The organism is Pseudoalteromonas sp. NH0006-26 (assembly GCF_057552415.1).
Genome location: NZ_BAAJMJ010000004.1, coordinates 186,347 through 207,257 on the forward strand (window position 1 = coordinate 186,347; position 20,911 = coordinate 207,257).

At 40.9% G+C, this 20,911-nt stretch carries 20 protein-coding genes; 8 read left to right on the forward strand and 12 right to left on the reverse strand.

The features are described from left to right. Window positions 1-8 precede the first annotated feature (8 nt). Window positions 9-1,178, reverse strand: coding sequence for an MFS transporter (locus AC27JR_RS08005; protein ID WP_487173272.1), 1,170 nt, complete (start codon window positions 1,176-1,178; stop codon window positions 9-11). Between the two features lie 364 nt (window positions 1,179-1,542). Then, a complete protein-coding gene (locus AC27JR_RS08010) occupies window positions 1,543-2,490 on the reverse strand; it encodes a sodium-dependent bicarbonate transport family permease (RefSeq protein WP_076918574.1) in 948 nt (315 codons plus the stop codon). 129 nt (window positions 2,491-2,619) lie between these two features. Here AC27JR_RS08010 and AC27JR_RS08015 point away from each other — a divergent pair, with 129 nt between their 5' ends. Then, complete coding sequence (locus tag AC27JR_RS08015; RefSeq protein WP_076918575.1) at window positions 2,620-3,564, forward strand: LysR family transcriptional regulator; 945 nt, start codon at window positions 2,620-2,622, stop codon at window positions 3,562-3,564. 60 nt (window positions 3,565-3,624) lie between these two features. Continuing rightward, the gene (locus tag AC27JR_RS08020) at window positions 3,625-4,041 is read left to right on the forward strand and encodes a hypothetical protein (RefSeq protein ID WP_487173273.1); all 417 of its coding nucleotides are present in this window, start codon (window positions 3,625-3,627) and stop codon (window positions 4,039-4,041) included. Between the two features lie 222 nt (window positions 4,042-4,263). Here the strand turns inward: AC27JR_RS08020 and AC27JR_RS08025 are convergent, their stop codons facing one another. Continuing rightward, window positions 4,264-4,662, reverse strand: coding sequence for a hypothetical protein (locus tag AC27JR_RS08025; protein WP_487173274.1), 399 nt, complete (start codon window positions 4,660-4,662; stop codon window positions 4,264-4,266). 180 nt (window positions 4,663-4,842) lie between these two features. Between AC27JR_RS08025 and AC27JR_RS08030 the strand changes: the two genes are divergently transcribed. Beyond that, entirely contained in the window at window positions 4,843-5,346 is a 504-nt protein-coding gene (locus AC27JR_RS08030; RefSeq protein WP_131691149.1) for an Mpo1 family 2-hydroxy fatty acid dioxygenase, read from the forward strand. Window positions 5,347-5,366: 20 nt separating this feature from the next. Continuing rightward, the gene (locus tag AC27JR_RS08035) at window positions 5,367-6,158 is read left to right on the forward strand and encodes an SDR family oxidoreductase (protein WP_131691148.1); all 792 of its coding nucleotides are present in this window, start codon (window positions 5,367-5,369) and stop codon (window positions 6,156-6,158) included. 62 nt (window positions 6,159-6,220) lie between these two features. On the opposite strand, the gene AC27JR_RS08040 is transcribed toward AC27JR_RS08035, so the two are convergent. The 6 genes from AC27JR_RS08040 to AC27JR_RS08065 all read right to left on the reverse strand — a co-directional run bounded on the left by AC27JR_RS08040 (window position 6,221) and on the right by AC27JR_RS08065 (window position 10,459). Then, window positions 6,221-6,601, reverse strand: a complete 381-nt coding sequence (locus AC27JR_RS08040) for a VOC family protein (protein ID WP_076918579.1) — start codon at window positions 6,599-6,601, stop codon at window positions 6,221-6,223. A gap of 39 nt (window positions 6,602-6,640) precedes the next feature. Beyond that, window positions 6,641-7,048 carry a GFA family protein gene (locus AC27JR_RS08045; protein WP_487173275.1) on the reverse strand — a complete coding sequence of 136 codons (408 nt, stop codon included), beginning with the start codon at window positions 7,046-7,048 and terminating at the stop codon, window positions 6,641-6,643. Between the two features lie 42 nt (window positions 7,049-7,090). Then, a complete protein-coding gene (locus AC27JR_RS08050; RefSeq protein WP_008109227.1) occupies window positions 7,091-8,158 on the reverse strand; it encodes an alpha/beta hydrolase in 1,068 nt (355 codons plus the stop codon). 39 nt (window positions 8,159-8,197) lie between these two features. Next, the gene (locus tag AC27JR_RS08055; RefSeq protein ID WP_240701992.1) at window positions 8,198-8,800 is read right to left on the reverse strand and encodes a DUF7010 family protein; all 603 of its coding nucleotides are present in this window, start codon (window positions 8,798-8,800) and stop codon (window positions 8,198-8,200) included. Window positions 8,801-9,025: 225 nt separating this feature from the next. Continuing rightward, entirely contained in the window at window positions 9,026-9,205 is a 180-nt protein-coding gene (locus AC27JR_RS08060; RefSeq protein ID WP_008109224.1) for a DUF6435 family protein, read from the reverse strand. A gap of 93 nt (window positions 9,206-9,298) precedes the next feature. Further along, window positions 9,299-10,459 (reverse strand): PQQ-dependent sugar dehydrogenase, encoded by a 1,161-nt coding sequence (locus AC27JR_RS08065; RefSeq protein ID WP_487173276.1) that lies wholly within the window; start codon window positions 10,457-10,459, stop codon window positions 9,299-9,301. Between the two features lie 295 nt (window positions 10,460-10,754). On the opposite strand from AC27JR_RS08065, the gene AC27JR_RS08070 reads away from it, so the two are divergent. The 3 genes from AC27JR_RS08070 (at window position 10,755) to AC27JR_RS08080 (ending at window position 14,074) form a co-directional block, all read left to right on the forward strand. Continuing rightward, window positions 10,755-11,798 (forward strand): flavin reductase family protein, encoded by a 1,044-nt coding sequence (locus AC27JR_RS08070; protein WP_487173277.1) that lies wholly within the window; start codon window positions 10,755-10,757, stop codon window positions 11,796-11,798. Next, window positions 11,795-12,847 carry a fatty acid desaturase family protein gene (locus AC27JR_RS08075; RefSeq protein WP_487173278.1) on the forward strand — a complete coding sequence of 351 codons (1,053 nt, stop codon included), beginning with the start codon at window positions 11,795-11,797 and terminating at the stop codon, window positions 12,845-12,847. Before AC27JR_RS08070 ends, AC27JR_RS08075 begins: the two co-directional genes overlap by 4 nt. Window positions 12,848-13,072: 225 nt before the next feature. Further along, window positions 13,073-14,074, forward strand: a complete 1,002-nt coding sequence (locus tag AC27JR_RS08080; RefSeq protein ID WP_304644689.1) for a branched-chain amino acid aminotransferase — start codon at window positions 13,073-13,075, stop codon at window positions 14,072-14,074. A gap of 63 nt (window positions 14,075-14,137) precedes the next feature. Here AC27JR_RS08080 and AC27JR_RS08085 read toward each other — a convergent pair whose 3' ends face one another. Both AC27JR_RS08085 and AC27JR_RS08090 read right to left on the reverse strand, forming a co-directional pair. Next, on the reverse strand, window positions 14,138-16,693 hold the full coding sequence (locus AC27JR_RS08085) for a TonB-dependent receptor plug domain-containing protein (RefSeq protein ID WP_487173279.1): 2,556 nt from the start codon (window positions 16,691-16,693) through the stop codon (window positions 14,138-14,140). Between the two features lie 192 nt (window positions 16,694-16,885). Beyond that, complete coding sequence (locus AC27JR_RS08090) at window positions 16,886-17,197, reverse strand: Mpo1-like protein (RefSeq protein WP_487173280.1); 312 nt, start codon at window positions 17,195-17,197, stop codon at window positions 16,886-16,888. A gap of 153 nt (window positions 17,198-17,350) precedes the next feature. Between AC27JR_RS08090 and AC27JR_RS08095 the strand changes: the two genes are divergently transcribed. After that, window positions 17,351-19,507, forward strand: a complete 2,157-nt coding sequence (locus AC27JR_RS08095) for a prolyl oligopeptidase family serine peptidase (RefSeq protein ID WP_487173281.1) — start codon at window positions 17,351-17,353, stop codon at window positions 19,505-19,507. An 86-nt stretch (window positions 19,508-19,593) separates the two neighbouring features. On the opposite strand, the gene AC27JR_RS08100 is transcribed toward AC27JR_RS08095, so the two are convergent. Continuing rightward, window positions 19,594-20,886, reverse strand: coding sequence for an anti-phage deoxyguanosine triphosphatase (locus tag AC27JR_RS08100; protein WP_487173282.1), 1,293 nt, complete (start codon window positions 20,884-20,886; stop codon window positions 19,594-19,596). Between the last annotated feature and the right edge of the window lie 25 nt (window positions 20,887-20,911).

The following is a 20,911-nucleotide window of genomic DNA, read 5'->3' on the forward strand; positions in this document are numbered from 1 at the left end:
AGTATTAGCTAGCCGACAACCGGAGTGTTACCTGTGGGTATTTTTTTCATACTTTTTATAAGCATGTAAATACAGGTAGTAATTAAACAGCCACCTAAGTAAATAAGCACACCATGGCTTTTATCTGAAAAGTGGGTGGCCATAAGCGGCCCAAGAACCGAGCCCACACTGTAACTTAATAGCATTATTTCGGTGGCTGAGACTATTTTTGCCATAGGCAGTGAGTCGCACGCCAACGTAATAGCAATAGGGTAAAGTGCAAAGCTGCATGCACCCAGTATAAAATAACTACTCACTAAAGCTGCAAAGCTATTTGCATGTAAAATACCCACCACACTGGCTGTGCCAATAAAGCAAAAAATCGCCATTAATAAGCTTTTAATAATGCGGGTTGATAAATAGCTCACTAAAGGCTGAACTAACATGCCACCTAATGTAATCACCGCCATAAGTAACCCAGTATAGTGTGCCTGCTCTGATTGCGCCGCAATATACACAGGCAGTAAGCCGTAAATAGGCCCAAGTAATAATCCCGACACTAAACAGCCTAAAATAGCGGGGCGGCTCAGGGTTTTAAGCTCTTTAAGGGGGAGTTTTTGTAAATTTTGCGTATTAGGTTGCCCTTGGGTAATTAATAGCGGCGCTAAAATCGCAACAGCTAACAAAGCAATAACAAATAAATAGGGCACGGCATCTGTCGTTCCTAATGGTTTAATAGCAAGTTGCCCTACGGCACTGCCACCGTATAGGGAGGTCATATATAACCCCAAGCGCTTTGCTCGCGCTTTTGCAGTGTTGGCCATTAACAACCACGACTCTACCACCACAAATACGCCAGCTACTGCCATGCCAGCCACAAATCGCGCGACTAACCACATAGTGGCAGTTGGGCTGATCAACTGGGCAATAACACTAACAATTAGTAAGGCTAAAAACCCGATAAAAGCCAACCTATGACCGATTTTTACCACTACGCGCTCTATACATAAAGCACCAATCAGTAAGCCCAAATAAAACACACTGGCAAGCCATGGAGCTAAATCAATATTTAAGTTAAATGCATTAAGTGATAACGGGATCAGGCTCATTAAAAAGCCCGACGCAATAGCAAAAAACGATAAGCCAATAACCGGCGCTAAGGGGTTATTTGATTTACTATCAGCGGCAAGTTCCACCATTAGATTGTTCCGATAAAAGGGGGTTAAATAATTACTGACTTTAGGGGGATAGATAAAGCAATTATTTTAAGCAGGTTAATTTTGCGGCGAATGTAGGCTGGTTTGACAACGAAGTAAAGAGATTTTTAATTGCTAAATGAAAATAGTATTTAAAATGTTTTTTTACGTAAATTAAACGCTTACATGCTATTTTTTTGTAGAAGTAAGTTAGCTTTATTGTTTTAAAATTGTTGTATTTTTAAGCCTTGTTTTAAATTAAATAACACTGCTTATAAAACCAAAAAAGCCCACTTTGGGCTTTTTTGATAAAGACTATTTAACCTGAGCTCTAGATAAGAGATTTATTATCCAGAGTTTATATTATTTAACTTATGGCTACGGCGAGTTGGTGATACAAACCAATTCCCACAATAACATTAAATGGAAAGGTGACACCTAACGAGCTGAGCATGGCAAGACCAATATCCGCTTTGGGAATAGCTGCTTTTATGGCCGCAGGTGCGGCAATGTAAGAGGCACTCGCCACTAAGCTGCCCAGTATAACCACCGAGCCTAATTCTAAATTAAGCCAGGTGCCAACAATAACGCCAATGGTGCCTAAAAATAATGGTGTAATAATGGCAAAAGCAGCCAATTTCCATTGTTGCCAAGGGAAAGGGCGAAGCGTTTGTGCAGCTACTAAGCCCATTTCGAGCAAAAACAATGCCAGTACCACTTTAAAGCTATTGGTGAGCAAGCTGGTAACTTGGCTACCTTGCTGGGTGCCATACATCATACCAATAATTACACCGCCAACGAGCAAAATCACACTCTTATTAGTGAGCGTCTCATGCCACAGCGCTTTTAACGATAAGTTAGTGTTTTCACTGTGTGCTTTGTCGAGCTTACGATACAGCAGTAAACCCACAATGATAGCGGGTAATTCAAGCATCACCAGATACAAGGTAACTTCTGCGCCCACTTCTAATTTAGCCGATTCTGCATACGCTAAGGCTACCGCAAATGTACCTGCACTAACCGAACCATAGTGAGCCGCAATGCTGGCGCTATTAGCTACGCTTAGCCTAACAACGTATTTTAAAATAGGGTATAAAGTCAGTGGAATAAGCCCACCAAGTAACATTACCGAGGCCATTTCGGGCAGTAATTGCCAGCTTAAATTGCCATGAAGGACCATACCACCTTTTAGGCCTATAGTAAGCATGAGTAGCAAACTGAGGGTGTCATATGTAGCTTTGGGTATAGCCAAATCAGAGCGAAGGATACCCGCCGCTAATCCTAAAATAAAAAACATCACTACAATATCAGGCACGCTGTTCTCCTCTTTGTTTTCGTTGTTACTAATTCATTTTGTTGAGCGGCGCCATTATAGGCAAATCTTTATATAGTAAATAATAAAATGAATGCTACCATCCTATAGATAAAAACCTATGAGGTGTGTATGAACATAAGGCAACTTTCTTTTCGACTACTTGAAGTATTTATGAGTGTAGTAAAAACGGGCTCTATAAGCGAAACGGCGCGCAGGCTTCATTTGACTCAGCCTACGGTTTCTTTACAAATTAAACGCTTACAAGAAGCGGTAGATGAGCCGTTAATAATTATGCAGCAACAAAAGTTGCAAATAACCGAAGCCGGCATGGCCTTGTTTAGAACCTGTCAGCAGGTTTTTGGTCATTTTGAAGACTACCAAGATTACCTAGCGGAGCTAAAAGGGGGGGAACGTGGACGATGTAAAATTGCCATGGTTAATACCGCCCAATATATTTTACCTAAATTGTTAGGCCCATACAGTAATGAACATCCGCATGTAGAGCTACCACTTGAAATAGGTAATCGTTCAGCCGTTTTAGCACGCTTTGAACGCGGAGAAGACGATATTTATGTATTTAGTCACCCGCCATCTTTAGAGCATGCCCAGGCTGCTAGATTTTTACATAACCCTTTAGTGTTTATAGTGCCGCTAAATCATCCGTTAGCCGATAAAACCGCGTTGACACTGGCTGATTTAGTTCCGTATCGTTTTTTACTACGCGAGACAGGCTCGGCAACGCGCATGTTATTTGAGAGCGAGCTGCAAAGTAGAGGCTTGGTATTAAGTGACAGTGTGCAAATGGCCAGTAATGAAGCGATTAGAGTGGCGGTAGCTTCAGGTATGGGGATTGCGGTGCTTTCTCAGCATGTGCTACCTAAAGGTGATAATAGCTTTAAAGTGCTTAATGTTACCGACACCACTTTAGCCAGTCATTGGTATTTTGTGGTGCGTACAGACCGACACATATCACATGCTGCACGCAGTTTTTTAAAGTTTGCTGAACAACACTTAGAGCAATATTTAGATGAAAAATGGGTGCGAAATGAGCTAAGTGGGCTTAATTTGAAATAAAATATCAATTGGTATCAAAGTTGCTGTGTTATTACAGTTAAGCAAAATGGATTTCAGCTAATGACATCAATAACCTTTAAAAATCAATATAGTAGTTATAACAGCCCCGTTAACAAAGCGGCAAAAGCGAGTGATGTTGTGCCGACGTCTGCCGCTGCGGCAACAACCAGTGCCGCTGAAAATCAAGCACCCCCCAATTTTATCGCTAAGCCAGCAGACAAAAGCTTTTTAGAAAATGCGCAACAGGCATTAATTTATCAACGCTTAGGTGTTGATAAAGAAAAAATAGCTGAGCTAAAGGCAGCAATAGCAGCGTTGGCAGAAAAACTAGAAGAGCAAGGTGCTGATGTAGACGCTATAAAAGAGCAGATTGCCGACCTACAAAAAATGTTAGAGCAAGAATTCGAAAAAGGCACGGAGCGAATGGCAATGCAACCCACACATGAAAAAGGTAAGCTGGTAACGGCATTAGCTTAGATAGCGGTATGTTGAAAGCTTATTTATTTCTGACTTTAAATAGATTTTAAGTGATTAACGCACAAAGAGGGCAAAGAGCCGCTGCGCTTTTAAGGGAGTGATCTAAACAATAACTTTTTATGGCTTCTCATTTAGTCCTCATTCGTTTCTCTGTGTTCAAATAGGGTTTATTGAATTATGCACAAAGAAGGCGAAGAGACGCTGCGCTTTTAGAGGAGTGATCTAAACCATAACTTTCATCTGTAACCAAAATACCAAGCTGGGGCTTATAAAAAGCAACAGCATCCCTACACTCAGTAAGTTACCTTTGAAGAGGTTAAAATCATCAAGAATTTTGTGCCACTTATATTTAAATACATATCTGCCCACAACAATATCTAAACTAAGCATTATTGTTAGCCAAACTAAGCCCACATTTAAACTATCTAAGTACGAAATAGGGTTAATCCATGGCAAAGTGATCCACGCAATGGCATAAATAATCGCAGTGCCGGAAAATAAGCTGAGCGTTTTAGCGCGCTTTAGAGCGTAAAATTTATGTAAGATCCTTACTCTAATATTGCCGTTAACGACCTCACCCAAAGCGAGCAAAAGGCCAACGGCGAGTGCTTTTAAAAACATGCAAACGTCCTCGTGATGATCACGTTAATTATTAACGATGACTTTACCTAATTTATAGCAATAACGCATTAAACTACTACTTACTTAGTTTTACTGATTAACTCTCGTTATCAGTTGTTATTATGTGGCTTTTTTTATAAGGTGAACTTTGCTTATAAAAATAACAACAGGAACATCGCTATGAAAACCCTTGAACAACAGCTCGGCCAGTATGGTTTGTACCATCGTTCTAAACGAAATGTATTAACCCATTTTTTTGGTATTCCACTTATTGTGTTTGCCGCTTTATGTTTACTTGCACGAATTGAAATTCCTATCGCCAGCTTTAGCATTGATGGTGCGCAAATTTTTGTATTAGCCTCTGTGGTTTACTATTTTATGCTGAGCTTTTCGCTTGGTTTGATAATGGGCATTATTTTTACTTTATTACTGGTAGCTGCACAACCAATTGCCGCTATGGCTTTGGTGCCATGGTTAACAATTGGAGTTGGGGTGTTTGTATTTGGCTGGGTATTACAATTTATTGGTCATTATTTTGAAGGTAAAAAGCCCGCTTTTGTTGATGATTTAGTTGGCTTAATTATTGGCCCTTTGTATGTCACTGTTGAGCTGTTATTTTTAATGGGCTTTTATAAAGATTTAGAACACCAAGTTAATGAAATAGCTGGTCCAACTAAAGCATAATTAATAATATAAGGTAAACCATGGATTATAATAATAAAACAGTGTGGATCACCGGTGCATCATCAGGTATTGGTGAAGAACTTGCCAAGCAATTTGCAGAGCAAGGTGCAAAGGTCATTTTATCAGCGCGAAATGTGGATAAACTCAACCAAGTAAAAGCTGAATTAAAAGGCGAGGGGCATCGTGTTATCCCGCTTGATTTATCAATGCCAGAAACCGTATTGCAGGATGTGTCAGCACAAATAGACAGCTTAGGCCCCATTGATATTTTAATCAATAACGGCGGTGTATCACAGCGTAGCTTATTTTTAGAAAACGACTTTAAAGTGTATCGCCAACTTATGGAAGTAAACTACTTTGGCTTAATTGCACTCACTAAAGCGGTATTGCCTTCAATGGTAACGCGTAAAAGTGGTTCAATAGTGGCTATAAGCAGCGTCGCAGGCAAAGTAGGCTCTAAGTTTAGAACCGGGTATTCAGGCAGTAAATACGCTGTGGTAGGCTTTATGGACTGCTTACGCGCCGAAGTAGCAGAGCACAATATACATTGCTTAACTATTTGCCCAGGCTCAATTAAAACGGCGATTGCCCATAACTCATTAAACGAGCAAGGGGAGGCGCAAAACAAACCTGAACCTTCAATAGAAAATGGTATGAACGTAAATGTGGCCGCATCAAAAATGCTCACTGCAATCTACAATAAAAAAGACGAAGTTGTGATAGGTCAAGGGTTAAGTGGTTGGGCACCGTTTATAAAACGGTTTTTCCCTGGGTTATTTAATCGCTTAACCGCTAAGGTGGAATATAAATAACTAAGTACAGTACTTAAACGCCAGCATAGAGCGCTTAGCGCAATGCTGGTTCGTGCTTAGCTTTATGGCTGTTTTTGTACTTTCCAAGGAGGGTTTAAGCGGTTTTCTCCAGCTTTGTAGAGTTTAATTTTATTTCCTGAGGGGTCTTTTAAAATCGCTTCCTTCCATAGGTACCTTTGCTCTGTGGGTTGCTGTTCGAATACGATCCCTTTTTTGATTAACTGCTGGCACAATTGCTCAAGGTCATCGTTTTCAAAATAAATTACAGAATGATTTTCAAAAAATTCACTTTCTAAAGACAATGAAAATGTAGAGTCACCTTCAGGGCAACTAAAACGCGCATAATGAGGTGTGTCAACGATTTGGGTAAAGCCAAGTGTGCGATAAAAACTCACCGCTTCATTCATATCTTTGACTGGCAAAGTTACTTGATTCAGTTTCATTTAAACTCCCACTACAGAAATAGATAAATTTATATGGATTTACTTACGCCCTGGCTCATGTCGCTCATAGCGAGGAAGCTGGGCATCTAAATCCTCCCAATTTGCCTTTGAGGTGATGAAATTATGCGATATGGGGCGCTCTGTTATATCGCAGGTCAAAGCGCCTAACCGAAGGCGATACCTTTGAGGTGATTGAGCGTTAGTACTATATATTGGTGCGCCGCAGGTTTTACAAAAGTACTTACGTTTACCTTCACTACTTTGGTAAAAAGTAAGTGTGCCGTTTTTGTCAGTTAATATCAGATCGCTCGCATTAATAAATCCATTAGTAGCAAAAGTACTGCCACTGGCCTTACGACAAAGCGAGCAGTGACAATGGATAATATCAGTAACAGCACCATTAATTGAAAAGTTAATTGAGCCACATAAACAACTACCTGTGTACATCTGTATTCCTCGGTATAATCTTAAATTATTATAACTTTTGTATTATATTGCACGCTTGCCAGTACACTGAGACACGTTTTTAGCTTGAGCACATAGTTTATTAAAAATGCGCTCACCGGCACTTTCATAATCATTAGCACTTAAATATTCAGCAATTTCAAACAAGGCATCAAGCCCTTCGGGAGTTTGATTAATAGTAAAAGTAATATGCTTACGCAATTGCTCAATCGCGTTGTCATCTTTTGATATTGCATAATGTGCGGTGAGTCTTTGCAATGTTTCGTTGGGTACATTGACTGTAAAGCCATACTTTTTAGATAATTGAGTGTAGTGCTTTTTTAGGCTGTCCAATCCGGCAATTTTTACCTCATAGCTTGGCTGCCAATTGGTAAATGTAGACTGCAGCGCAAACTGCATTGAAGGGTGCTTTGTTGTTCTATGGGTTTGCTCGGGGAACTTTTTAAATACAAATTTCTCTTTAGCTAGACCACTCAGTTTTTGCGTTAAATTACTAAAAGGCTGTTGCATATGCTCACCTTCATTTGCAATTGTTATTGCTAGCGGTGCTTTACTTTTTAAAGACTCAATGTCTGATTGAGAGATCATATCGACAATATAGCCATCATCAACAGAGGGGCTAAAAGCAAAATAGCTTGAAAAAGCAGCGGGATTATTTAACCAATAATCCAAGACAAAACGTCCTGAGTTCGAATGTCCAGACAAAATGCTATACGGTGCTATTCGATAATTAGCATTGACGTAGGTGACGACTTCTTGCGAAATAAACTCAGCAAATGGTGTTACCTTACCCTTATTAGGGCTCAGCTCTTTTCCGCTACTTTGTACACCTATAACTATAAAATTTGGGATCTGATCTGCTAACAAATCAAGCGTTGCTAAGGTCGAAAGCATATCCCATTGAGCGTGCAATACGTATAACACAGGGTAGGTAGCGCTATTCTCATAATATTGATTTGGAAGCTTAATTAATAAGTTTCTGTCTTCTCCTAGTGAGTCTGACTTTAACGTAATTTGTTTCGCTAAGATTAAATCAGATGCAGATGAAAATAGTGAACATAGTAATAAAAAACTAAATAACAACACCTTCATTGGTCACTCTCCTTGTTGATAATAATTTATTATGGGTCTTTACGACCGACTTATTGATTTATTGAAGATCACGATAGAGAATATAACTTCTGTTATGCTGCCAACAAAAGCACCAATGACGAAGTTAGCATTTAATAAGATACAAACTACTCCCGCTAGCATAAGCACAGCACCTAAAAGCCAATAAACTTTTGCGCCATATAAAGTATTAAAAATTAAATAACGCACACCTACTGCCAACAGCATTATTGGATAAAACCATTGTAGATGCAGCTTAGAAACATAGAAGGCGATGAAAAAACCAACAAATAAAATAACGGTACTTTCTAAAGCAAGTTTGCCTAATGGGTTGGTTGAGTCATGTTGTCCAGGGCGCTTAAGTACTTTTGATAGCAACATAGCCAGTGGGTGTATAAACATACCTCCAATAAACAGGGTAAGCATACTTGCTTGAGTTGAATACAGTACTGCAATTAAACCTGCAAAACACCAAATTAATCCAGAAATAACAACACCTGTTGCGCCACCAAAATAGGCGAAATCCATGTCTTTTTGCGCTTGCTTAAATTCCATAAACATCCCATGAGCTAAAAATGAATATCCCTCAAGCAGAGGAAAATAACTATTGGTTAATAATTCCACTAATTAACTTTGATGTAAACAACTGATTATGCGAGAAATAAAATGGCTTTTAAGTATACATTAATAGGGCTGTAATAACGTGATGGGGAAAATGCAAATTAAACCTATAAGAATTGTATTTAATTTTCCAAGTTGGGTAAATGTTTATAGAAGTTATTTAGTCGGGGAAATACAACCCCCGCACTGTTAATGCGGGGGTAGGTTCAAACTTATTTGGTGAAATGTTTACTTAGTTTTTTTGGCTTCGAGTGTTTCTATTTCACTCCAGATTTTTTCAGCCTCGTCAGTTAACATCGCATAGCTTTTAATATCGCCTTTTCTTTGAGCTTGCATGCCTTGCTCTAATTTTGCGTCGTATTCTTTACGTAATTTTTTGATTGGATCTGGCTTTAAAAATGAAAACATCAACACCCTCGTTGTTTATTAGCTAATTACAGTAACAGTACGCAGTTAAGCTGCAAAAAGTTTGCTGTTACTGTAATTAGGTGTGTTAAATGGCTACTTAGGATCTAGGCGAACAATGCCTTGGCCATCTAAGCCAAGGTAAATAGTACCATCAGGGCCTTGAGCTAAGCTGCGAATGCGGCCAACGCCTTCAAGTAGTTTATGTTGCTTAACCACCTTGCTGTCGGCTAATTCAAGCACGCTAACAAAGGCGTACTTCATTGAAGCAAGTAGCATTTTTCCTTTCAGCTCAGGGTATTTATTACCTTTAACCATGAGCATATCAGAGGGGGCAATAGAGGGAGTCCATTGCGAAACTGGCGCTTGCATGCCCGGTTTATCGGTTAAATCAGTAAATGAGGTACCGCTGTAGTTAATACCGTAACTCACCACTGGCCAGCCATAGTTAGTGTTAGGCTTAATTATATTAAGCTCATCGCCACCGCGTGGACCGTGTTCGTGCGACCATAGGGTGGTTGTTTGTTGATCAAACCACATACCTTGTGGATTACGATGGCCATATGACCAAACGGCGGGTTTTGCATTTTTTTGCGCAACAAACGGGTTATCGGTAGGAATTTTACCGTCCTCGTGTAAGCGATAAATTTTACCACCATCACGGCTTAAGTCTTGTGGGTTAACATCGCGCGAGCCACGATCGCCAATCGAAAAATACACATAGTTTTGGTTATCAAATACAATCCGGCTGCCGTAGTGCTGGCCTTTTTTAGAATTATGTTCCCCTTTGTATAATTGTTGTGGCTCAAGCAGTTGGCTGTGATCGTTACTTAGCTTGGCACGCATAAGTGCGGTGTTGCTGCCTTCACCATCACCTTCACTACTTGAGTAGGTAAGGTATAACCACTGGTTGTTTGCAAAGTCAGGGTGCAATGCTAAATCGAGCAGGCCACCTTGGCCGTTGTCATCAATTTTGGGTAATCCTGTAACCTTTATTAGTGCTTCACTATCTTTACGCAGTAAATACAAGGTGCCACTGCGCTCAGTAATTAATAAGTCGCCATTAGGTAGTGGTTCAATTGCCCAAGGAACAGCGATCCCTTTAGCAATTGTCATGGGTTTTATATTCAGGGTTAAAGAGTCTAGTTCTTTAAAATTAACAGCATGAGCATTAAGGCTGCCCAGTGCACCAAGCAATAAACTTGTTGTTACCGTTGTGATTAGTGCGCGTTTTTTTAGTGTTTTAAGTTTGTTCATAATGGCTTCCAAAATTAACAATTCCAACCAGCCTAGCATGCTATTAATCATAATGTTAAATATTTAAGTTGAATGAAAAACAACCGTCACTCAAGGGGATATTGCTTGCTTGTTAAATACCTGCCAGTAAAAAATTCGAATAATTACTCTATTAGGCTTGAAATTTAAAAATGTCAGCGTACACTTGTGCGCTGAAAGTTTAGCTTACACGTGTAGGCTCAAATAATTAACCTAATTGAGGCGTGTTGCTTAACGCGCTCATTGGGATATAGATTTAAATAGAGAAACAATCACTATGTTTATTAAGGCGTTAAACCAATTTTCAAAATTGTTTTTACATCATCAAAGCTTTGCCGCTTACATAGAGCCAATTATGCAGGTGTTTAAACCAGCATGGCGGGCAGGATTTTTTAGCGCAAAAGTTACGGCAGTAAACCCTTGTAGCCACGATTTTTTGAGCGTTACCTTAAAACCAAGTAAACAGTGGCGCTCGCATATTGCTGGCCAGCATATTAGTTTAACGGTTGAGGTTAATGGACGATTATTAACCCGAGTGTTTACCCTTGCCAGTAGTCCTGACTATTTTAAAGCGACAGGGTTAGTGCGCTTACTCATAAAAACCAGTTCACTAGGGCAGTTTACCGGCCAGTTACAACAGGCATTAAGTTTGCAGCCGTGGTGTAATATATCGCCAGCTCGTGGCGACTTTGTATTTAAAAGTTGGCACAAGCCTAGCGTTTTTGTAGCGGGTGGCTCTGGCATTACCCCAATGCTTGCCATGCTTGAGCAACAACTTAGTAATACAAATAGCCCGATGCAATTGTTGTACTTTGCTAAGGCGGATGCACACCAGTGCACAAATGAACTTACGACACTGGCAAAGCGCTTTGCGCATTTTAGTTTTTCATTACTCACACGCGATGCACTCACACCGTTAACACAGCACATAAACCTTGATGCGCAGCCAGATATTTATTGCTGCGGCCCTAGTGGTTTTATGCAGCAAATTGCAGATTTTGCTAAGCAGCATAAGCTCGGCTACTTTCAAGAATCCTTTGGCCTAGCCTTGCCCAAATTGACTGACGATAGCCAGTTTTCAGTGAAAATAAACAAAGACACCCACGTAGTGACTAGTAATGACGTGTTACTAAGCCAATTTGAAGCAAAAAAACTCCCTGTGCAGCGAGGCTGCGGCATTGGTATTTGTCATCAATGTCAGTGCATTAAAAAGTCGGGAGTGGTGCGTAATTTAAAAACTAATCAATTATCAGATACTGGCGAGCAGTTAATTCAACTGTGTGTGAGCCAAGCCGTTAGCGATTTGGAGTTACAGCTATGACAACCATTAATTATCAACAGTTAGCCGATGATTTAGATGAAATTAAAATGTCTACATTAGCTACAGTTGGGCAAAAGGATGCAAACTATATTCGTTCTATTGTGCGTAAGCAGCGGTTTTGCGAAATAGGCGGACGGATTTTATTGATGCTTGGCTTTGTTCAGCCATTATTGTGGGTAGCGGGTGTGTTGTTACTTGGTTTGGCTAAAATTCTCGACAACATGGAAATTGGCCATAATGTAATGCATGGTCAATACGATTGGATGAACGACAAACAGCTAAACTCTAAAACTTACGAGTGGGATATAGCCTGCGATGGCCAAAGCTGGAACCGCGTTCATAACTTTGAACACCATACTTACACCAACATTATCGGAAAAGATCGTGACTTTGGTTATGGCTTATTAAGATTGAGCAATGACTTTAAATGGCGGCTAAAAAATACATGGCAGTTTATTACCTATTTAAATCTGAGCGTGCTGTTTCAGTGGGGCGTGTCGTATCACGAGCTCGCAGGCGAGCGAGTCTTTATAGGTAAAAAGAAACCAAACCGTGAAGGTGCTGTGGCGCATAGCACCTTAAAAAAGCGCTTTTTTAGTAAAGGTGCACGCCAACTAATTAAAGACTATGTGTTATTTCCAGTTTTGGCGGGGCCACTATTTTTTTGGGTATTAAGTGGTAATTTGCTGGCAAACTTAATTCGTAACCTATGGACCTCAACCATTATCTTTTGTGGCCATTTTACTGAGCAAACCCATACCTTTTATGAGCAAGAATGCAAAAACGAAAGCCAAGGGCAATGGTATTATCGCCAAGCGCTGGGGTCGTCAAACATAAAAGGGGCGCGTTGGTTTCATATTTTAACTGGGCATTTAAGCTTTCAAATAGAGCATCATTTATTTCCTGATTTGCCATCGTCCCGTTATCAAGAAATTGCGCCTAAAGTACAAGCTGCATTACAAAAGCAGGGCATTGCTTATAATACTGGCGGATTTTTTCATCAATACACCTCAGTGTTAAAGCGTATATTGCGTTATTCATTTAAATAGAGGTTAATAAAATAACCGCAACTATAATGTATGCATTAAATAATCAGCTAACCTTAAAATGTTAGCTGAATATTGCATTAAAGAGTTGGTAAGCGCTTTTTTGATTAAATAATCATCAGTACATGCAAAAAATTCTTCTAATTAATTTAAAAACAGCTCGTTTTGCTATGGTTAAATAGTAGCTGGTTGTCATACAATGGAGAAAAATAGACCACACAAGAGAGAATAAAAATGGCAGCATTTGGTACTGTGTTTATGCCGCAGATGATTCAAGCTAAGTTTTCTGACAACCAGTGGGGCGAAAGCTCAATTGTTCCTTGCGATAAGCTTGAGTTACATGCAGGTGCACACGTTCTTCATTATTCAAGTACATGTTTTGAAGGGTTAAAAGCCTTTCGTCACGAAGATGGCTCGGTTAATATTTTTAGAATGGACGCTAATATTGCGCGTATGCAGCAAAGTTCTGAATTGTTGAGTTTACCTGCTGTTGATGGCGAGATGCTAAAAACAATGATCATCGATATTGTACGTGAATACGCCGATGAAACGCCGCTTCCTCCAGGTTCTATGTATATTCGCCCAACCCATATTGGTACGGAAGCTGCCATTGGTAAAGCGGCTGCACCGTCAATGAGTTCATTGCTTTACACGTTATTATCGCCAGTGGGTGATTATTTTTCAGGTGGCGCAACTGCGTTACGAGTCTTACTTGAAGAAGATGGTATGCGCTGTGCACCGCACATGGGCATGATCAAAAGTGGTGGTAATTATGCCAGCGCGCTTGGCCCAATTTCAGCAGCACGCACTAAATATAAAGCCGACCAAATTTTATTTTGCCCAGGCGGTGATGTGCAAGAAACCGGCGCGGCAAACTTTATTTTAATTGATGGCAACGAAATCATTACTAAAGCACTTGATAGCACATTTTTACACGGTGTAACTCGTAATAGCATTTTAACTATTGCTAAAGATTTAGGTATGACGGTTAGCGAGCGCAACTTTACTGTCACTGAGCTTTTAGAGCGCGCAGCAAAACCAGGTACTGAGGCAGCACTTTCAGGCACTGCGGCAGTATTAACCCCAGTAGGTACGTTTATCCATAACGATAAAGAATACAAAGTGGGTAACGGTGAACCAGGGCCAACTACGGCACGTTTGCGCCAAGCATTGAACGATATTCAATGGGGTAAAAGCGAAGATAAACACGGTTGGTTAACTAAAATCTAATCGGGTTGTAATCTATTAAAAAAGCCACACTATTTAGTGTGGCTTTTTGGTTTAAGCTACAGCTTAAAACTTCATTTCAATTTTGCCGTATACATAACGGCCATTAAAACCAAATGGTGAAAAGCCCGAGTACGAGAACAAGCGAGAGAAAGTGGTGACATCACTCACTAGCTCACGAGTTGGATCTGGGTATACATCAAACACATTATTAGCGCCTAAGCTCAGAGTAAGGTTATTATTGAGTGCATACGCCACATCTAAATCGGTGATCCATTTGGGTTCTAACACTTCGTTACGCTCTGGATTTTCAGACGGGTCTTGTGTTTCACCGTAGCGAGTACTACGTAGTGTGGTGCGCCATTCGTTAAGTGTCCATGTTGCGCTAAGGTTGTATTTATTACGGGGCGTGCTCACTTCAAAACGACGTAGCTCGTTACCCGAGAACAAATTATCTTGCTCAACCCCAACACTTTGTAATTGTGCTGGTGGGTCAATAATATCGGTGACTTGGTTTTTACCGTAGTTGTAACCTAAATTAAACGCTACATCACCGTAGTTGTCGGTGATTAAATTATAAGAAGCCACTACGTCAACGCCACGGGTTTTGCTATCAATCGCGTTTAAGAAAAATCGACCTTGGTTAGCACCTGTGCCCTCAAGTAAGCTTGCAACGCCTGCGCCCGATAAGTTATTTGATAACACAATACGGTCATCAATTAATATTTGGTAGTAATCAACAGATAAGCTGAAGTTGAAGTCGGTTGACCACGTAAAGCCTACCCCGTAGTTAGTAGCTTCTTCTGCGTCTAAACCTGGTGAACCCAATGCAACGGCAACATCACTGCTTGGCGCAAAGGTACCTGTTTGTGTTGGTTCGCCATCTACAAATACAGTCGCTACCGAGGTAAAGTATTGCTGCTGTAAAGAGGGCGCTCTAAAGCCGGTTGATACAGAGCCGCGAAGTGCTAAGTCTTCTGTAAGTGTATAGCGGGTGGCAATTTTACCATTAAGTGTGTCGCCAAAATCAGAGTAGTCTTCGTAACGGGCGGCGATGGCAACATTCCAGTTATCTGTAATAAAGGCTTCTAAGTCAACGTAAAGGCTAACATTGTGGCGGCTGTTATCACCCGCAGATTCAGGTGTGAACCCCGGGAACACTTGTGAACCTGCAGAGCCGAATGGGCCATTAACCGGATCGGTCACGGCACCACCAGGGCCAAAATTACCACGCGCATAAGAGGCTTCTTCACCCGCTTGAATTTCGTAGCCTTCGCGGCGATACTCAGCGCCCACTGCCACGTTAATTCCGCTGGCTAAAAAGTCAGCATCAATCTCACGGCTAAAATCAAGATTAATAGTCAGCTGATCATAAGTAAGCGTGCCTGCATCAAAACTAGTTTGGCTACTTGGCCCATATGAAGTGTTTAAGCTATTAATAACACCAAAGTTAAAGGCATCTTGGCCGTATACCGCAGAGGCATCGTAGTTCCATTCATTAGCAAAGCCTTTCACACCTAAAGCCAGTGAAAAGTCATCAATGTCTGAGGTGATCACCGGCAAAAAGCCATCAGGGTATATTTCTGTAACGTTACGGCTGTCTTGGGCGCGACGATAAAAACCACCGCCTTCCCCTTCACGCTTGCTGTAAGAGCCAAACGAGTAGAGCTCGGTATCGTTAGTTAGCTGATAACCTGCGTTATAAAACAGCGCAAAGTCTTCAACAGTGCCGTTACCAAAGTTGTGGTTGTAACGATCCCATGTGAATTCGCGTGGGTCGAGAGAGCCATCAGGTAAACGAGGATAGTTTTCGCGTTGGTCGTAATCAGAGCGGTTGGTTGAGCTGCGATCGCGATATTCACTAGAAATACTCAAAAAGCCGTTATCGCCTAATTCAAACCCCATATTACCTTGCAGAGTTAAAGTTTGGCCGTCGGTAAGCGAGCGGTCGCCGCCCTCAGTAAAAGCTAAGTCACCATTGGCGTCCTCAGAAACCGATTGTAACTGCGCGACACCGTCCATATCGGTAATATTTGCACCATAAACGGCACCCAAACTACCGCCACTGCTATTGCTTTTAAGGACGATATTAATCACCCCAGCAATAGCGTCTGAGCCATATTGAGCTGCGGCACCATCGCGTAATACTTCAATGCGTTCAATCGCGTTTGCAGGTATGGCGTTTAAATCAACCGATGACGAACCACGACCCGTTGAGCCGTTTAAATTAAGTAGCGCGTTACTGTGGCGACGTTTACCATTTACGAGCACTAAGGTGTGATCAGGAGCTAAGCCACGCAGTTGAGCTGGGCGCACATGGTCGCTGCCATCGGTAATTGATGGCTGTGGGAAATTAAAACTTGGTAATAACGTACTTAACAGCGCATTAGTTTCTGTTTGTCCTGAACTTTTTAAGGCGTCGCCACTAATAATATCTATGGGAACAGGGCTATCTTCGACCGTGCGACCTAGTCGGCGAGAGCCAATCACACTAATTTGTTCAATGTTTTCTTGCGCCTGAGTCTCTTGCTCAGCGGCGTTAACCGTCCATGAGCCAACAAGTGCAGCTGCTATTGTTAAAGAGATGGTTTTTTTTGCTGTAAATAGTGGTGTAAGTTGCATGACTAATTTCCCTCATTCGATGCTCTACAGGTGGTTTCAATTTAATCTTTTTAAATTAATGAACTAATTGAAATTACTGTTGTCAAGGTAGACCATTTCTACAATCGAGGTCAATTGAATTACATTCAATCTACAATTTATTTACAGCGAGTAAGCAGAGGCCTTTATTATAACGATAGCGTAAGTAGCCATTTACCATTTGATTTTGCCAATCAGTATATCTTTAAACATGACCCAATCGCCCCATAAACTGTAAAACGGGTGCTTAAATGTGGCAGGGCGGTTTTTTTCAAAAAAGAAATGCCCAACCCATGCAAAGCCATAACCAATCAGCGGTAATAACCATAACAATACGAATTGTGAGCTAATAAACGCATAGCTGGTCAAGAGCAACACTAAGCTACTGCCAATAAAATGCAGCCTGCGACAAGTTTTATTATGATGCTCTTTTAGATAGTAAGGGTAAAAGCGTTTAAAGCTGGTAAAAGATTCAGTTTCTGTCATTACTCAACCTGTTAGTGTTTAAAAGTTGTTCATCTATTTAAGCGCAACTAGGTGCAGGTTAACAGCGATAAATGACGTTTACCGCAAGTTGATAGACAAAAGCGGTAAAAGTTAATAGTTTAGACTGACTATAAATAAAATAACGGTAAAGCAATGATTAAAAAAACACTGACATGTGCGGTTGTAATCGCACTTGCGGGTTGTTCACAACCTGCAGAAAACATCACTCAAAATGAAGTAAAAACAGCAATGAAAGCAGTAAATTCTTTAGATTACCCTGAAACTAAAAAAGGCGCTGTGTTTGACACTTACTTTGGCGAAACCGTGGCTGATCCGTATCGCTGGTTAGAAGATGATATGAGTGAAGAAACGGCTCAGTGGGTTAAAACACAAAACAAGCTTACCTTTTCGTATTTAGAGCAAGTGCCTTACAGAGATACACTTAAACAGCGCCTTGAAAAACTAATGAACTACGAAAAAATCAGCGCGCCGTTTACTGAAGGTGATTACACCTATTTTTATAAAAATGATGGCCTGCAAAACCAGTACGTTTTATACCGCAGCAAAGACGGCGGTGAAGCTGAAGTGTTCTTAGATCCTAATACTTTTAGTGAAGACGGCACCACTTCAATGTCGGGTTTATCATTTTCAGAAGATGGTTCATTGTTAGCGTACCAAATATCAGAAGGTGGTAGTGATTGGCGTAAAATCATTGTTATTAATACCGAGACCAAAGAGCAGGTAGAACAAGCACTGGTTGATGTTAAATTTAGTGGCGTTAGCTGGCTGGCAAATGACGGTTTTTATTATTCAAGCTACGATAAGCCAGAGGGCAGTGAGCTTTCTGCAAAAACTGATCAACATAAAGTGTATTACCATAAGTTAGGTCAAGATCAAGGCGAAGATACTTTAGTATTTGGCGATACAGCAGAACAAAAACACCGCTATGTGGGCGCTAAAGCAACCAAAGATGGTCGTTTCTTATTTATTAGTGCCAGCGTATCGACCTCAGGTAATAAGTTATTTATTAAAGATTTAACTAAGCCAGATAGCGAATTTGTTACTGTAGTGGGTAATACAGACTCTGATACCAGCGTGATTGACAACGAAGGCAGCAAGCTATTTTTGGTCACAAATTTAAATGCACCAAATAAAAAAGTAGTGACGGTTGATGCAAGCAACCCACAACCTGAAAACTGGCAAGATTTTATCCCAGAAACTGAAAACGTACTTAATGCAACCCTTGGCGGTAATACATTTTTTGCCAACTACATGGTTGATGCTATTTCTAAAGTGAAACAGTACAACAAAAAAGGCGAATTGATCCGCGAAATTAGCTTACCAGGTGTTGGTACAGCGAGTGGCTTTGGCGGTAAAAAAGAGCAAACTACGCTTTATTACTCATTTACTAACTACAAAACGCCAGGTACGACTTACAGCTTTGACGTGCAAAGCGGTGAGTCAAAAGTGTACCGTAAATCGGGGATTGATTTTAATAGCGATAACTATACCTCTGAGCAAGTATTTTATACCTCTAAAGATGGCACGAAAGTACCGATGATTATCACTTACAAAAGTGATATTAAATTAGATGGTAGCAACCCAACTATTTTATATGGCTATGGTGGGTTTAATATTAGCTTAACACCTCGCTTTAGCTCTACAACAGCGGCTTGGCTTGAGCAAGGCGGTGTATACGCGGTGGCTAATATTCGTGGTGGCGGTGAGTATGGTAAAGAGTGGCATAAAGCGGGTACACAATTGCAAAAGCAAAATGTATTTGACGACTTTATTGCTGCCGCACAATACTTACAAGATAAAAAGTACACCTCTAAAAAGCGCTTAGCACTGCGTGGTGGTTCAAACGGTGGGTTATTGGTGGGTGCTGTCATGACCCAGCGACCTGACCTATTTCAAGTTGCGTTACCTGCGGTAGGCGTATTGGATATGCTTCGTTATCATACATTTACAGCGGGCGCTGGTTGGGCATACGATTACGGTACTAGCGACCAAAGTAAAGAAATGTTTGATTACTTGAAAGGCTACTCGCCAATTCATAACGTAAAAGCAGGGGTTGAATATCCGGCGACTATGATCACTACAGGCGATCATGATGACCGCGTTGTACCGTCGCATTCATTCAAATTTGCAGCTGAGCTTCAAGCGAATCAAGCGGGTACAAATCCAACACTTATCCGTATTGAAACCAATGCAGGCCATGGTGCAGGTACACCAACTAGTAAAATTATTGACCTTTATGCCGATATGTACGGTTTTACGCTTTACAACATGGGCATTAAATCACTGTAGTGTGATTTTATAAACTAACGAAAAGCCGAGTTACGTAAGTGACTCGGCTTTTTTATGTTGGCTAACCTGAATTCAGATTAGCTAATCTATTGTATGGGGGAGAATAACCGTTGATAGGTTTTATAAGCGTACTCGTCGCTCATACCGCTTAAATAGTCACAAATAATACGCATGCCTTGATTATGTTTTTCAGCTTCAAGGTACAGGGCCTGCGTGGTTTCCGGTAATAACCGCAGCGGATCGCTGGCAAACGCAGTAAATAATTCTATGAGTAGGTTTTGCCCTTTAAATTCTATTTGCTGCATTTGTGGGTCGCGTATTAAACGCTGAAATACAAAGTGTTTGAGGATCTGTAGCACATTTTCGTATTGCTGATCTAATTTTGCGGTGTGCTTTAAAATAGGGCACTCAAATTCATCGTTTTGGGTATCTAAATGAATATGAATAATAAAGGTATTCACCAGTTCGCCTATGGCGTCTTTTCGCTCATGTTCATACTTTGAAAATAACCGCTTGGAGAGTGACTCCAGCAAAGTGTTTAACCAGTCATAGTCAAGTGCTTGTAAATGCGGTAATGCATGGGTTAGCCAATCGTCTAAACTGAGCACATCCGTCGCTATGGCATCTTCAAGATCGTGAACGGCATAAGCAATGTCATCAGCCAGTTCCATAATGGCACTGTCGAGTGATTTATAACGGGTTTTAGCGCGATAAGCATCTGCGTGTTCTTGGCTAGATAATAACGCTTTATCACTTGCGCTAAGAGGCTCAATAATCCAATTAAATATCGCGGCATCGTCATTGTAAATCCCCTTGGCTGGTCGCCAGTCATCGGCTTTTATAAACGCACGCTGTTTATTTTCTTGTGGGATATTATGCCAAAGGTTATCAATAAAAGCTGGGTACTTAATAAACCCTAATAAGGTGCGTCTAGTTAAGTTCATACCGTAGCCGTTACTGTAGGGCTCTAGCTTAGACACAATGCGCAGTGTTTGTGCGTTACCCTCAAAGCCACCATGAGTACGCATCATATAGTTAAGTGCAATTTCGCCGCCATGCCCAAACGGTGGATGGCCTATATCGTGGGCTAAGCATAAGGTTTCGAGTAATCCGGTTGATGGAAAATGCGCAAAGCTTGGATGCTGAGCTTTTAAGTGGCGTAATATGCCGGTGCCTATTTGCGATACTTCTAAAGAATGGGTAAGGCGAGTGCGGTAAAAGTCGTTTAAGCCAATGCCCATTATTTGGGTTTTAGCTTGAAGGCGCCTAAATGCAGCAGCATGAATGATTCGTGAGCGGTCTATTTGCCAAGCAGAGCGGTTATCGTTAGGGCGGTGCTTATATTGCTCAATTATTCTATTTTGCCACTGTTTATCCATGTCACAACCTATCATTTCATTTACG